Source organism: Halomonas sp. NO4, from assembly GCF_010994375.1.
Classification (GTDB): domain Bacteria; phylum Pseudomonadota; class Gammaproteobacteria; order Pseudomonadales; family Halomonadaceae; genus Halomonas.
On record NZ_WHMA01000029.1, the window covers coordinates 1 to 14,291 of the forward strand.

A 14,291-nucleotide genomic window follows, 5' to 3' on the forward strand; every position below is an offset into this window, starting at 1 on the left:
CGCACTGCCCCGCTTTCCTCCCCGCCCGAGTGGGCGAGGGTTCTCGCGGATTTCTGCTGAGCGTACTCGAGGAAATCGGCTTGACGTTCGACGACATCGGTCAGAGCAAAGCGGCGGCGGGCCAGCCCCGAGCGCTCGGGCAGCACCGGAACGGCCTCCTTGATCCGCAGGTTGCCCACCGGCGCAATGGTTCCGTGGCGCAGAAGCTCGCTGTCCTGTCGGCCCCACGGTAGATCCTGCAGGCCCAGATGGCTCATCCAATAGCGGCGACTGGCCCCTGACGGCATGATGTCCTCGAGGAAGCCGAACCAGTGCTCGGCGCGGTGCTTCATCATCAGCTCCACCGGCAGCGTCAGGCTGCAGGAATGCTCGTCATCGCGAAACATCCACTCCAGTGCATAGGCCTGCCGATAGGCCAGGGTAGCCGGACCTCGCACCCCCTGATCAGGTTCGGGAATTTCCAGATCGGCCACATCAACCCAGCGGCAGTCCTGATACAACTGCAGGGTCAATTGCATGAGCCAGGTCCTCAGCATCAATGAGCAAGATATCACTCAAATTCTAGCGGAGCTCGCCACTATAGAGAAGTATCATGCTCAGAAAGAGAGGATTACATCGAATTTGAGCAATATTTTACTCATTACTGAAGAAAAAAATGCCCCGGCAGGCGTCGGCCCACCGGGGCGTTGTCATGCCACTGCCGTGATGCTTAACCCAGCAGGTGCTCGACGGCGGCACGCTCTTCGCGCAGCTCGTCTTCGGTGGCCAGCATCTTCTGCTTGCTGAAGTCGTCGAGCTCGAGGCCCTGAACGATCTGGTACTGGCCGCCCTGGCAGGTCACCGGGTAGGAGTAGATGATGCCCTTCTCGATCCCGTAGCTGCCGTCGGCGGGAATCGCCATGCTGACGATCTTGCCGTCGGTGCCCAGCGCCCAGTCGCGCATGTGATCGATCGCGGAAGAGGCCGCAGAAGCCGCAGAAGAGGCACCGCGCGCCTTGATGATGGCGGCGCCGCGCTGCTGCACGGTGGGGATGAAGTCGCTCTCGTACCAGTCGCGCTCGACCAGCTCGGGCGCGGCCTTGCCGGCCACCTTGCAGTGGGCGATGTCGGGGTACTGGGTGGCGCTGTGGTTGCCCCAGATGATCATGCCTTCCACGTCGGTGACGTGCTTGCCGGTCTTCTGGGCCAGCTGCGTCAGGGCGCGGTTGTGGTCCAGGCGGGTCATGGCGGTGAACTGGCCCGGGTCGAGATCCGGCGCGTTGCAGGAGGCGATCAGAGCGTTGGTGTTGGCCGGGTTGCCCACCACCAGCACCTTGACGTCACGGCTGGCGTTGTCGTTGAGCGCCTTGCCCTGGGCGGAGAAGATCGCCGCGTTGGCTTCCAGCAGGTCCTTGCGTTCCATCCCCGGACCGCGCGGGCGAGCGCCCACCAGCAGGGCGTAATCGGCATCCTTGAAGGCGACGTTGGCGTCGTCGGTGGCGACGATGTCCTGCACCAGCGGGAAGGCGCAGTCGTTGAGCTCCATGACCACGCCGTTGAGGGCGTCCATGGCCGGCGTAATCTCGAGCAGCTGCAGGATGACCGGCTGGTCCTTGCCCAGCATGTCGCCCGAGGCGATGCGGAACGCCAGCGAGTAGCTGATCTGGCCGGCGGCGCCGGTAATGGCAATACGGACGGGATCTTTCATGGTGGCTCCTTGGGTTGTCAACGAGCGGATTGTCGCCGTGAGGACGGGCCCGGCAGGGCAACGCCCACCTTGGCCGGAAATCGAACCGCCAAGATGGTATGCCTGCGGTGCACAAAACTCAATGCGACCTGCGGCTAGGCCGCCGGGAAGGCGCCGGAGGGGGCGAGATCAGGAGTGGGAGGCGTGCTCCTCCGCCGAGCGCGGCATGTGGGCCGCATGCAGCCGGGCGATGAGCTGGTCTTCCAGGGCGAAACGCTCGGTGAGACCGCTGGCCAGCCGGTCGAGCCAGGCAGGCAGGCGTGGCAGGTAGTGGCGACAGCGCACCGGGGTGGCGTAGTCGGCATCGAAGGCGAGCATCAGCTCGGTGGACATGTCGAGCCGCTCGAGCAGCTTGTCGGCGATGCCCAGGGCCTCGTGGTCCTCGAAGGCCCGCGCCTCTTCTTTCAACTGGGGATAGATCTCGAAGTGGCCGGCGCTGATGTAATCCATCAGCAGCTCGCTGAAGCGGTCGACCTGGACCTTCTCGACTGCCTCGATCTCGGCGTCGCAGGCCTCCTTGAGGTCGACGAAGCTGACCAGCAGTTCGCGCCGCTCATCGAGCCACCGGTCGATGAGGCGGTGAACCCCACCCCAGCGTTCTTGGGCGTTCTTGCAATCCTCGAGCATGGGCACCTCCCTTGCGACGTGATTTCCGAACCCGACCGGTTCGGCACGCGATGACCTGCCAGCCGATGTCGCTCAGACTCACCCGAGGCGATGGCCGCTGTCAATCCCGCTGCGCGTGCCCGGCCGAGCCCGGGCAGCCTGGCGAGCCGCCCGATACAGCAGCCCGAGCGGCACCAGCGCCAGCACCAGAAAGCCCAGCAGCGTCCAGCCCGGCAGCGAGATGCCCAGGAACAGAAAGTCGATCTCGGCGCACTCCCCGGAACCGGAAAGTACCATGGAAACCACCTCCTGCAGGGGCAGGATATCCATCATGTAATCCAGGCCGGGACCGCAGCTCGGCACCTGGTCGGGGGGCAGCGACTGCAGCCACAGATGACGCCAGGCGACGCCGACACCGCCCAGCACGGCCGCCAGCGACAGGACACCGTAGACGGCGGCACCCAGCCGACCGGCCGGATTGTGCAGAGCGGCAATCAGGAACACAGCCGCCGCCGAGAGCACGGCGACGCGCTGGAAGATGCACAGCGGGCAGGGCTCCAGGCCGAGGCCATGCTCGAGGAACAGGGCCACGGCCATCATCAGCACGCAGAAGGCCAGGCCGGCCAGGCTCCACTGGCGCACGCGCCATTGCGAGGGAGGGGTCATCACGAGGCGTCTCCTGCGCGCTGGGCGCCAGCCAGGGTGTCATGAGGCGCCATGCGGGGCTCCCGGGCGCGGGCGAAGTAGTGGCTGAGGAAGGCCTCGAAGCTCTCGCTGTCGGCTGCCTCGATATCGCGCTGCTGCTGATGGGAGGTCGTCACCAGCTCGGCGAAGAGCGCCTCGCGGGCCGGATTCATGGGCTCGGCGCGCAGCTGTGCCGCCTGCTCGCGGGCCAGGGCGAGCATGGCGTCGACGAACTCCTCACCGCGGGACTCGAGACGCGCGAGCAGTTGCCCGGAGGGCGTCAGCGCAGGGTCCTCGAGGCTCGGCGCGAGCTGTGCCAGGGCATCGGCGTGAGGCGTGCCCTCCTCCACTGACGTATCAAGATCAAGGAGCTCGGCAACCCGGGCGAGTTCGGCGAAGATCTCGCCGCCCCAGTCGGCGATCGAGCGCTGCCGGCCGTCGTGCTCCAGGCGCAGTTCGGGGTCGCGGCCGCGCTCCACGACACGCTGGCGATTGTCGTCCAGGCGGTCGCACTCCTCGTCGGGAATCCACGGGCTCTCGGCGAGCAGGCACCACATCAGGAAGACGTCGAGGAAGTGCATGCGGGTGGCGTCGATACCCAGCGGCTGGAAGGGATCGAGATCGAGACAGCGCACCTCGATGTATTCCACGCCGCGCGCCTCCAGCGCCTGGCTCGGCGTCTCGTCGTGGCGCGCCACCCGCTTGGGGCGGATGTCGCTGTAGTACTCGTTCTCGATCTGCAGGATGTTGGCATTGAGCTGGCGCCACTCGCCGTCGACGTTCACCCCCTTGGCCTCGTAGGCCGGCCAGGGCGTGGAGATGGCATGGCGCAGGGTGTTCACGTAGTTGGAGAGCGAGTTGAAGCAGATCTTGAGCTGCTCCTGCACCTTGTTCTGGTAGCCGAGATCCGACATGCGTAGGCTGGTGGCATAGCGCGAGACCAGGGTATGGCGACCGTGGGCTTCGAGCTTGTCGGGAATCTTACCGTCCGGCAGGAAGCTGCGATCCACCGCCGGCGAGGCCCCGAACAGGTAGAGCAGCAGCCAGCTGTGGCGCCGAAAGTTGCGGATCAGGCCGAAGTAGCGCGCCGAGCGGTAGTCGTTCAGGTTCGTGTCCGCGGCGCCGTCCAGTTCACGCAAGGTTTCCCACAGCGCGTCGGGCAGCGAGACGTTGTAGTGCACCCCGGCGATGGCCTGCATGATGCGCCCGTAGCGCACATCCAGCCCGCGGCGATAGACCTGCTTCATGGTGCCCACATTGGAGACGCCATAGTCGGCGATGGCCACGCTGTCGTTGCCGTCCAGGCGTGCCGGCATGCTGCCCGGCCAGATCAGCTCGTCGCCCAGGTGGCGGTAGCTGAAGCGGTGGAGATCGGCGAGAAACGCCATGGCATCCGCCGGACGGCAATAGACCGGTGTGATGTACTCGAGCAGCGCCTCGGAGTAGTCGGTGGTGATGTGCGGGTGCGTCAGTTTGGAGCCCAGCACCCGGGGGTGCGGGGTCGCCGCGATGCGGCCCTCGCGGTCGACGCGCAAGCCTTCCTTCTCGACCCCGCGACGCAGGCCGCCGAAGCGGCGCTGGGGTGCCAGGGCGCAGAGACGCGAAACGATGGCAGTGAGTGAATCAGACAAGGCGAGAACCCCATGTCTTGGCCGCCCCCAGGGGCGTGCCGGTCAAAGCGTAGCGGCCGCCGCAGGCGGCCGAGGATCATGACGCCAAGTATGACGCCGCACACCGTGGGTTCAAGACTTGCCCTTGCGCGCCTGCAGCAGTGCCGCGCCCAGTGCCCCGAGCTGGCCGTCCGACTCGCCCTGACGCTCCGCCTGACGCTGGCCCTTGCGCGGCGGCTTGCCGCCCTGGGCCTTGCGCGCCTCGCCGCGCCGGGGCTTGTCGCCCTCCTCGCCCGGCTGGTCGTCGAGCCGCATGGAAAGCCCGATGCGCGCACGTTCCAGGTCCACACTCATCACCTTCACCTTGACGATGTCGCCGGCCTTGACCACCGAGCGCGGATCTTCGACGAAGCGGTCGGAGAGCGCCGAGATATGCACCAGGCCATCCTGATGCACGCCGATGTCGACGAAGGCGCCGAAGTGGGTGACGTTGGTCACGCTGCCCTCCAGCACCATACCCGGCTCGAGATCCTTGAGCGTCTCGACGCCCTCGCGGAACTCGGCGGCCTTGAACTCGGGCCGCGGGTCGCGCCCCGGCTTGTCGAGCTCGGCGAGGATGTCGGTCACGGTGGGCACGCCGAAGCGCTCGTCGGCGAACTCGGCCGGCTTCACCGCCTTCAAGGTGGCACTGTCGCCGATCAGGCTGGCCAGCGGACGCCCGCTTCGACTGGCGATGCGCTCCACTACCGGGTAGGCCTCGGGGTGCACGGCACTGGCGTCGAGCGGATTGTCGCCGCCCATGATGCGCAGAAAGCCCGCACACTGCTCGAAGGTCTTGGGCCCCAGGCGGTTGACGTCGAGCAGCTCGCGGCGGCTCGCGAAAGCCCCCTCGGCGTTGCGCCGCGCGACGATGGCCTCGGCCAGTGCCGGGCTTAGCCCCGCCACCCGCGAGAGCAGCGCGCTCGACGCGGTATTGAGGTCGACGCCCACGGCGTTGACGCAATCCTCGATCACCGCCTCGAGGCTCCTGGACAGCTGCACTTGGGAGACGTCGTGCTGGTACTGGCCCACGCCGATGGACTTGGGCTCGATCTTGACCAGCTCGGCCAGCGGGTCCTGCAGGCGGCGGGCGATGGAGACGGCGCCGCGGATGGTGACGTCGAGATCGGGCAGCTCGCGGGCCGCGTACTCCGAGGCGGAGTAGACCGAGGCGCCCGCCTCGCTGACCATCACCTTGGCCAGAGGGCGCTGCGCCCCGCACCGTTTCACCAGCTCGCCGGCCAGCTTGTCGGTCTCGCGGCTCGCCGTGCCGTTGCCCACGGCGATCAGCGCCACATCGTGCTTCTCCACCAGCTTGCCAAGCTCGGCGAGCGAGGCATCCCAGCGCTTCTGCGGGGCGTGGGGATAGATGGTGGCATGTTCGAGGAACTGCCCCGTAGCATCCACGACGGCCACCTTGCAGCCGGTGCGCAGGCCCGGGTCGATGGCGAGCGTCGCCTTCGGTCCTGCCGGGGCGGCGAGCAGCAGGTCCTTGAGGTTGGCGGCGAAGACGTCGATCGCATCCAATTCGGCGCGCTCGCGCAGCCGCCCCATCAGCTCGGTCTCGAGGTGGGTGTAGAGCTTGACGCGCCAGGTCCAGCGCACCACGTCACGCAGCCACTTGTCGGCGGGCCGGCCCTCGTCGCGGATGTCGAAATGCCTGGCGATGGCCACCTGGGCGGGATGGATGGGCGCTTCGTCTTCGCCGGGCAGGCGAATGGCCAGGGCCAGTACCCCCTCGTTGCGGCCGCGGAACATGGCCAGCGCGCGGTGCGAGGGCACCTTGGCGAGCGTCTCGTCGTGCTCGAAGTAGTCGGAGAACTTGGCACCCTCGTGCTCCTTGCCCTCAAGCAGGCGCGCGCTGAGCTCGCCCTCGCGCCACAGCCGCTCGCGCAGCGCACCGACCAGTTCGGGGTCCTCGGCGAAGCGCTCCATCAGGATCTGTCTTGCACCGTCCAGGGCGGCCTTGGCGTCCTCGATGGCGGGGATGTCGCCCTCGGCGGCGCGAAGGTACTTGGCCGCCTCGACTTCGGGGTCCAGCATGGGGTCGGCCAGCAGCGCATCGGCCAGCGGCTCGAGCCCCGCCTCGCGAGCGATCTGCGCCTTGGTGCGGCGCTTCTTCTTGTAGGGCAGGTAGAGGTCTTCCAGGCGCTGCTTGGTGTCGGCGGCCTGGATCTGGCCTTCGAGTTCCGGTGTCAGCTTGCCCTGCTCGTCGATGGCGGCAAGCACCGCAGCGCGGCGCTCCTCGAGCTCGCGCAGGTAGCGCAGGCGCTCGTCCAGCTGGCGCAGTTGGGTGTCATCGAGGCCGCCGGTCACCTCCTTGCGGTAGCGAGCGATGAAGGGCACGGTGGCGCCGCCGTCGAGCAGCTCCACCGTAGCCGACACCTGCTGGGGGCGGACGGCGAGCTCCTCGGCGAGGCGGGCAATGATGCGGGTCGTGGCGTCCATGACTTCCTTGGAATTGCAGCGTCAGAAGAGGCGCCACGGTATCACAAGCCCGGCTTCGCCGGGAGACGGGAGACGCGGCTACGCCGGGACAAACGTCAGCGCCACGCCGTTGTTGCACCAGCGAAGGCCTGTGGGGTCGGGGCCGTCGTCAAAGATGTGGCCCTGGTGGCCGCCGCAGCGCGCGCAGTAGTAGGCGGTCCGGGGCAGCAGCAGGCTGAAATCGAGGTGCGAAAGCAGGTGTCCCTCCACGTGCTCGAAGAAGCTCGGCCAGCCGGTGCCGGACTCGAATTTCATGGCACTGGTGAAGAGCAGCAAGTCGCAGCCGGCGCAGCGGTACTCGCCCTCGCGCCACTCGTCGTTGAGCGGGCTGGAGAAGGGCTCCTCGGTGCCCTGCTCGCGCAGGATCCTGAATTCATCGCGACTGAGGCGTTCCCGCCACTCGGCCTCGGAGAGCTCGAGCGGCTCGATATCCGCGGCCCGCTCCAGGTCGATGCGGACGTACCCCAGACTCACGCCGGGGATCAGCCCGGCCGCGCCGGTCACGCCGATCAGTCCCAGGAAATGGCGACGTTGCATGGTCGACCTCCTGTGGGGCGCCCGCCCGGGGTGGCGCGGGCGCCAATGAAAACGGGGGAGAGCCTGTGCCCTCCCCCGTATGACCGCCAATCCCGGCGGCGGTTCGACCTTGGAGATGCCCTCAGACGAGGCTCGGCCCGGCCTTGACGATGGCCTCGCTGACGCCGTCGAACTTCTTGAAGTTGTCGACGAACTTGGCGGCAAGCTCGCCGAGTTGGCGATCGTAGGCGGCCTTGTCCTCCCAGGTCTCGCGCGGGTCGAGCAGGCGGGTATCGACGCCCGGCACGGCCGTGGGCACGTCCAGGTTGAGCCCCTCGATGCGGCGGGTCTCGACCTCACGCAGCATGCCGGACTGGATGGCGTGGATGATGGCGCGCGTGGTGGGGATGGCGAAGCGCGAGCCGCCCTCGCCGTAGGCGCCGCCGGTCCAGCCGGTGTTGACCAGGTAGACCTGGGCGTCCTTCTCGGCCACGCGCTTGATCAGCAGGTCGGCGTATTCGCGGGCCGGGCGCGGGAAGAAGGGAGCGCCGAAGCAGGTGGAGAAGGTCGCCTCGAGCCCCGCGGAGGAGCCCATCTCGGTGGAGCCCACCTTGGCGGTGTAGCCGGACAGGAAGTGATAGGCCGCCGCCTCCTTGGAGAGTACCGAGACCGGCGGCAGCACACCGCTCATATCGCAGGTCAGGAAGATGATGGCATTGGGCTCGCCGGCGCGGTTCTCGACCACGCGCTTGTCGACGTGCTCCAGCGGATAGGCGGCCCGCGAGTTCTGGGTGAGGCTGTCGTCGGCGAAGTCGGGCTCGCGGCGGTCGTCGAGCACCACGTTCTCCAGCACGGCGCCGAAGGTGATGGCCTTCCAGATCACCGGCTCGTTCTTCTCGGAGAGGTCGATGCACTTGGCGTAGCAGCCCCCCTCGATGTTGAAGACCGTGCCCGGACCCCAGCCGTGCTCGTCGTCGCCGATCAGGTAGCGCGAGGGGTCGGCGGAGAGCGTGGTCTTGCCGGTGCCGGAGAGGCCGAAGAAGAGCGTGGTCTCGCCATCCTCGCCCACGTTGGCGCTGCAGTGCATGGGCAGCACGTCGGCGGCCGGCAGCAGGAAGTTCTGCACCGAGAACATCGCCTTCTTCATTTCGCCCGCGTAGCGCATGCCGGCGATCAACACCTTCTTCTGGGCGAAGTTGATGATCACCGTGCCGTTGGAGCTGGTACCGTCGCGGGCCGGGTCGCACTCGAAGAAGGGCGCGTTGAGGATCGCCCACTCCGTCTTGGTGGCCGGGTTGTAGGACGTGGGCCGCACGAACATGGTGCGCCCGAAGAGGTTGTGCCAGGCGGTCTCGGTGGTCACCCGCACCGGCAGGTAGTGAACCGGGTCGCTGCCCACGTGCAGTTCGGACACGAAATGCTCGCCGCCCAGCAGATAGTCCTCCACACGCGCCCACAGGGCGTCGAACTTCTCGGCATCGAAGGGCCGGTTGACGCTGCCCCAGTCAATCTGGCCGCTGGTCGACGGCTCATCGACGATGAAGCGATCCCTGGGGGAGCGACCGGTGCGCTCGCCGGTGTTCACCACCAGGGCACCGTTGGCGGCCAGACGGCCTTCACCGCGCACCACCGCGCGTTCGATGAGTTCGGCGCTGCTGAGGTTGACGTGGGCTTGGGGGGCGGCTTGAGGTGTGGTCATGTCGTTTCCTGGGCCTTGCGGCCGGTTCTCTCGTGGGCCAGGCGTGCAAAACGCCAACTGCGGTCTGTGTCCCGATCGCCCCGCGCGATGTGTGCCATCTTGTATGAGTTGTCTTCAGAGCAATCGGCCGATCAAGCGGGCGCCATTATGGCAAAAAGCTCGCCAGTGGGGAACGCTCCCGTTGGCCGAAGTTCTTGTAGTTTTACTACTACATCGATGCCAAATCGCGGCAAGTTGTCGCAAGGCAAATGATGCTTTGCAACATGACCACTCAGTGCAGGGTCGGCGGCGTGGCGTCGTCCCCTTGCAGCAGCGCTTCCACTTCGGCGGCGCCGAAGTGATAGCGGCTGTGACAGAAGTGACACTGGGTCTCGACGGCGCCCTGTTCGGCGACGATGTCGCGCACTTCCTCGGCACCGAGCGACAGCAGCGCCTGGGCGATGCGCTCGCGGGAACAGGTGCAACCGAAGCGCAGTGCCTTGGGTTCGAAGACCCGCACCCGCTCCTCGTGATAGAGGCGGTAGAGCAGGTCGCGCTGGGCCAGGCCCAGCAGCTCGTCGCCGCCCAGCGTCTCGGCGAGGTGCACGGTGCGCGCCCAGGCGTCGTCGTCCTGATTGAGCGACTCGTCGGGCAGACGCTGCAGCAGCAACCCGCCGGCCCGCTGGCCGTCGGCGGCCAACCACAGCCGGGTGGGCAGCTGCTCGGACTGGGCGAAGTAGGCCTCGAGGCAGCCGGCCAGGCTGTCGTGGTCGAGCGCCACGATGCCCTGGTAGCGGTTGCCCTCGCGCGGGTCCAGGGTGATGACGAGCTGGCCATCGCCCACCAGGTCGCGGAAGCCGCTCGGCGCGTCCGGCAGTTCGGCGTCATCGTCCAGGCGAGCAATGGCGCGCAGCTCGCCGCCGGGATTGGACTCGGCCATCAGCAGGGACAGCGCGCCCTGGCCGCGCACCTCGAGGCTCAGGACGCCGTCGAGCTTGACGGTATCGGTGAGCAGGGCCACCGCGGCGAGCAGTTCGCCCAGCAGGCGATTGACCGCTGGCGGGTAGGCGTGGCGATCGAGCACATCGGCGTAGGCCCGTTCGAGGGTGACGATCTCGCCGCGCACGTTGGTGCGCTCGAACAGGAAACGTTGGATCTGGTCGGTCATGAGATATTCCGGTTCGGACTTCGAGGTTCGTGGGCACAAGCCCGTGCAAGAACAGGCACGTATTGCATTTGAGCGTCATCGCCCTGCTGACGCGGCAAGCGCTTGGTCTTATCCGGGTTGCTCTGCGCTTAGCCCAAAGTAGAGAGCGGCCCTCATCAAGGCCTCGTCCTGCGTAATCACGACAGCCTGGTGGGCTTCTGCACAGGCCAGATGGAGCGCATCCAGCGTTCTCAATGCAGTCTTGCGAGCCAATAACCAGTGGCTGGCACGCTGGTAATGGCTGGACTCAATGGGACACACCACAAACCGACCCGCGGAGACGTCCTCATGAAAGGCACTCTCCACCCGATTGGCCTGTGGCTCGGTAAGCTCCTCGGTGCGCACCCACCGCGCCAACGCCGAAGCCACCTCGACCTCAGTCAGGTGACTGATCAGAACAGGGCGTTCCTGACGCGCCAGCAACGCCTGTACCGCCTCGCTACTGGCTTCCTGACGGTAATACGGTAGTAGAGCGCTGGTATCGAGATAGAGCATTCAGTAGCGCTCCTCATCACGCAGAGCCCGAACGGACTTGGCTGCCGCGTCCTGCATGGGGGGCAGCTCGGAGCGCAGTGTACGTCGATCAGGGAAACGGACCTCAGCAGGCGTCGCGGCCACCAGCTTCGCGGCAGGCTGGCCACGCCGCAAGATGACGATCTCTTCACCCGCGGCTACCGCATCCAGCAGGCTCGCCAACCGATCGCGGGTGTCACGGACGTTGATGGTTTGCACGATGGTGGCCCTCAGCTTGTGTACATCCGCAATGTACACCATCTGCGGCAACACTGACAGTTGAGGAGGCGCGAGCCGATCGTGGGCTGATCAGGTGTCATCGCCCTGCTCGCGCTGAAACTGCTTGATCTTGCGGCGTTCCCGCTTGTCGGGACGCTTCATGGGATGCTGCATCGCCTGGTTGGTGAGGCGTCGCGCCTCGGCTTCCCGGGCACGGCGCTCGCTGCTTTCCGGTGTCTCGCGATACAGCTCGCGTGCCTCGGGCGCCCCGCGGCGCTGGTCGGAGAGCGCGACCACCTCCACCTCCCAGACGTCCCAGCCCTGGGGCACCCGGATTCGCGCGCCCACTTCCACCACCTTGCTGGTCTTGGCGCGTCCACCGTTGTAGTGCACCTTGCCGCCCTCGATGGCCTTCTTGGCCAGCTGGCGGGTCTTGAAGAAGCGCGCCGCCCACAGCCACTTGTCGAGGCGCACGCTATCCATGGTCCTGCCCCTCGCCTTCCCGGCCGGCATCGCGGCGCGCGTCGGCCGGCAGCTGCTGCGGCAGGATGGCGGCGAACCGGTCCAGGGCGATGAACTCCTCGAGCTCCTTCTCGGGGCGCTTGCTGTCGGGCTGCTTGATCCCCAGCAGATGGCGGATCCCGAACTCGCGCGCGCTCTCCAGCACGGCGACGTTGTCGTCGATGAACAGGGTGCGCGCCGGGTCGAAGGGCTCGACCTCCTGCAGAGCGAACCAGAACTCCTGGGCCTCCTTGGGCACGCCGAGGTCCGCCGAGGAGACGATGGCGTCCAGGTAGCTCTCCAGGCCGGTCAGCGGCAACTTGAGCGCCAGGCTCTCACGGTCGGCATTGGTGGCGAGCACCACCCGCGGATGGGCACGCTTGAGCCACCGTAGGAAGTCCAGGGCGTCGCTGCGCAGGCCGATCAGGTGCTGGACCTCGCGCTTGAGGGCCAGGACGTCGACGCCCAGTTCGCGGCTCCAGTAGGCCAGGCTGTACCAGTTCAGGGTGCCTTGCTCACGGATGATGCGCGCGCGGACACGCTCCTGGGTGGCCGCGTCCAGGCGATGCAGCTCCACGTAGCGGCGCGGCAGGTGGTCGAGCCAGAAGTGGCTGTCGAAATGCAGGTCCAGCAGGGTGCCGTCCATGTCCAGCAGGACGGTGTCGATGGCGCGCCAGTCGATCATGAACACTCCGGGTGGCGGCAGTCCAGGGGAAGCGTGGTAGTGTAGCACCCAGCCCAAGTCGCAGAAACGGAGTTCCCATGCCCGAGTCTTCCTGGCCCCGCAAGCCCCAGGTGCTCTCCTGCCAGTCGGTGGCGAAAAGTCGGCTGTTCCATGTCGAATCGCTGGAGCTGCGCTTCGCCAACGGCGCCGAGCGCACCTTCGAACGGCTGACCGGCAGCGACCATGGCGCGGTGATGATCGTCGCCATGCCCGACCCCGACCACGTGTTGCTCATCCGCGAGTACGCCGCCGGCTTCGAGGACTACGTCCTGACGCTGCCCAAGGGGCTGGTCGACCCCGGCGAAGACATGATCAGTGCCGGCAACCGCGAGCTCATGGAGGAGTGCGGCTTCGGTGCCCGCCACCTCGAGCCGCTGGTGGAACTGTCGCTCGCACCCAACTACATGCGCCACCGCATGCAGGTGCTGCTGGCCACCGACCTCTACCCCCGACGACTCACCGGCGACGAGCCCGAGCCGCTGATCGTCGAGACCCATGCCCTGGAAGAACTGCCAGCCCTGCTGATGCGCGAGGACTTCCACGAGGCGCGCGCCATCGCCGCGCTCTTCATCGCCCGCGACACCCTGCGCCAGCGCCAGGCAAGCGAGTCGCCGCTGACCTGGTAGCACCGAGCCAAGCGCGTGGGTCAAGAGCGCGGGAGTGATGGCACTCAGCGGGCGTGGGCATGGGCGTGCAGATGGCGCGGCCCGCCCTCCTCGCGCAGGCGGATCCAGCGTGCCTGGCGATAGCTGTCGAGGCCGGCCTCGAGCAGAGTCATCACCGCCAGCGCCTCGTCGGCGGTGACCGGCGGCGGTCCCTGCCCCGCCAGAGCATCGACGATGCCGGCATAGTAGGCCAGGTAGTCGCCGGGCACGGCGGGATGGGGGTGGCGCACCAGGGCGACACTGCCCTCCTCGCCCTCGTCGAGAATCAGCTCGCCGGGACGCTCATCCACTCCCCAGGCCGCTGTCGGTGCTTGCCCTTCGCGCAGCCAGCGCTCCTGGGGGTCAGCACCGTGCTTGACGAAGCTGCCACGGGTCCCGTGCAGCGCCATGCGCGGCGTGGTCTCGGCGACCAGTGAACTGGCCTGCAGGGTGATGCGCAGGTTCTCGTACTCGAGCAGGGCCAGGAAGTCGTCGTCGATCTTCGCCCCCTCGCGCACTGCGGCCAGCTCCAGCAGGATCGCCTTGGGCATGCCGAACAGGGTATGCACCTGGTCGAGCAGGTGAGCCCCCAGGTCGTACCAGATGCCGCTGCCCGGCTGTTGATGATCACGCCAGCGATCGGTGACCCGCGGCCGGAAGCGGTCGAAGCGCAGCTCCAGCGACACGGGCCGTCCCAGGGTGCGCGCCTCGAGCAGGCCCTGCAGGGTCAGACAATCACTGTCCCAACGCCGATTGTGAAAGACGCTGAGCAGGCGCTCGGCCTTTTCGGCCTGAGTCTTGAGCAGGCGCGCCTCGGGCACCGAGACGGTGAAGGGCTTGTCGATCACCAGGTGCTTGCCGGCGTTGAGCGCCGCCTTGCCCAGCGGGAAGTGGGTCTCGTTGGGCGTGGCGATCACCACCAGGTCGATGTCGGCCCGGGCGAACAGCGCCGCTGCCTTGGCGACCACGTCCACCTCGGGCAACGCCTCGTGGACGGCATCGGGACGGCTGCTGGCTACCGCCAGCAGCTCCAGGCCTGGCGTGGCCTGGATCAGCGGCGCATGGAAATGGCGGCCGGCAGCGCCGAATCCGACGAGGCCGACGCCGTAGGTCTGCTTCTTCATGTGATGATTGCTT

The 14,291-nt window shown here is 67.2% G+C and carries 14 protein-coding genes and 1 pseudogene; 1 reads left to right on the forward strand and 14 read right to left on the reverse strand.

The window, feature by feature from the left end; all coding sequences use genetic code 11:
• The 13 genes and pseudogenes from FEF15_RS15345 to yrfG all read right to left on the reverse strand — a co-directional run.
• Positions 1-518, reverse strand: a pseudogene (locus FEF15_RS15345) (type II toxin-antitoxin system HipA family toxin); the annotation flags it as partial.
• A 191-nt stretch (positions 519-709) separates the two neighbouring features.
• Positions 710-1,687 carry a malate dehydrogenase gene (locus tag FEF15_RS15350; protein ID WP_163560049.1) on the reverse strand — a complete coding sequence of 326 codons (978 nt, stop codon included), beginning with the start codon at positions 1,685-1,687 and terminating at the stop codon, positions 710-712.
• A 168-nt stretch (positions 1,688-1,855) separates the two neighbouring features.
• Positions 1,856-2,353, reverse strand: a complete 498-nt coding sequence (gene rsd / locus FEF15_RS15355; protein WP_163560050.1) for a sigma D regulator — start codon at positions 2,351-2,353, stop codon at positions 1,856-1,858.
• Positions 2,354-2,431: 78 nt separating this feature from the next.
• Positions 2,432-2,998 (reverse strand): disulfide bond formation protein B, encoded by a 567-nt coding sequence (locus FEF15_RS15360; RefSeq protein ID WP_163560081.1) that lies wholly within the window; start codon positions 2,996-2,998, stop codon positions 2,432-2,434.
• Positions 2,998-4,647 (reverse strand): glutamate--cysteine ligase, encoded by a 1,650-nt coding sequence (gene gshA, locus FEF15_RS15365; protein WP_163560051.1) that lies wholly within the window; start codon positions 4,645-4,647, stop codon positions 2,998-3,000. Before gshA ends, FEF15_RS15360 begins: the two co-directional genes overlap by 1 nt.
• 111 nt (positions 4,648-4,758) lie before the next feature.
• Positions 4,759-7,113 carry a Tex family protein gene (locus tag FEF15_RS15370; RefSeq protein ID WP_163560052.1) on the reverse strand — a complete coding sequence of 785 codons (2,355 nt, stop codon included), beginning with the start codon at positions 7,111-7,113 and terminating at the stop codon, positions 4,759-4,761.
• A 78-nt stretch (positions 7,114-7,191) separates the two neighbouring features.
• Entirely contained in the window at positions 7,192-7,689 is a 498-nt protein-coding gene (gene msrB, locus FEF15_RS15375; protein ID WP_163560053.1) for a peptide-methionine (R)-S-oxide reductase MsrB, read from the reverse strand.
• A gap of 121 nt (positions 7,690-7,810) precedes the next feature.
• Complete coding sequence (locus FEF15_RS15380; protein ID WP_163560054.1) at positions 7,811-9,367, reverse strand: phosphoenolpyruvate carboxykinase; 1,557 nt, start codon at positions 9,365-9,367, stop codon at positions 7,811-7,813.
• A gap of 271 nt (positions 9,368-9,638) precedes the next feature.
• Positions 9,639-10,514, reverse strand: a complete 876-nt coding sequence (gene hslO / locus FEF15_RS15385; RefSeq protein ID WP_163560055.1) for an Hsp33 family molecular chaperone HslO — start codon at positions 10,512-10,514, stop codon at positions 9,639-9,641.
• Between the two features lie 108 nt (positions 10,515-10,622).
• Positions 10,623-11,048 (reverse strand): type II toxin-antitoxin system VapC family toxin, encoded by a 426-nt coding sequence (locus FEF15_RS15390; RefSeq protein WP_163560056.1) that lies wholly within the window; start codon positions 11,046-11,048, stop codon positions 10,623-10,625.
• A complete protein-coding gene (locus FEF15_RS15395; RefSeq protein ID WP_163560057.1) occupies positions 11,049-11,285 on the reverse strand; it encodes a type II toxin-antitoxin system prevent-host-death family antitoxin in 237 nt (78 codons plus the stop codon).
• Between the two features lie 90 nt (positions 11,286-11,375).
• On the reverse strand, positions 11,376-11,768 hold the full coding sequence (gene hslR, locus FEF15_RS15400) for a ribosome-associated heat shock protein Hsp15 (protein ID WP_163560058.1): 393 nt from the start codon (positions 11,766-11,768) through the stop codon (positions 11,376-11,378).
• On the reverse strand, positions 11,761-12,471 hold the full coding sequence (gene yrfG, locus FEF15_RS15405) for a GMP/IMP nucleotidase (protein ID WP_163560059.1): 711 nt from the start codon (positions 12,469-12,471) through the stop codon (positions 11,761-11,763). Before yrfG ends, hslR begins: the two co-directional genes overlap by 8 nt.
• Positions 12,472-12,548: 77 nt before the next feature.
• On the opposite strand from yrfG, the gene nudE reads away from it, so the two are divergent.
• Positions 12,549-13,136, forward strand: a complete 588-nt coding sequence (nudE, locus tag FEF15_RS15410) for an ADP compounds hydrolase NudE (protein WP_163560060.1) — start codon at positions 12,549-12,551, stop codon at positions 13,134-13,136.
• A 44-nt stretch (positions 13,137-13,180) separates the two neighbouring features.
• Here nudE and FEF15_RS15415 read toward each other — a convergent pair whose 3' ends face one another.
• Complete coding sequence (locus FEF15_RS15415) at positions 13,181-14,278, reverse strand: oxidoreductase (protein ID WP_163560061.1); 1,098 nt, start codon at positions 14,276-14,278, stop codon at positions 13,181-13,183.
• Between the last annotated feature and the right edge of the window lie 13 nt (positions 14,279-14,291).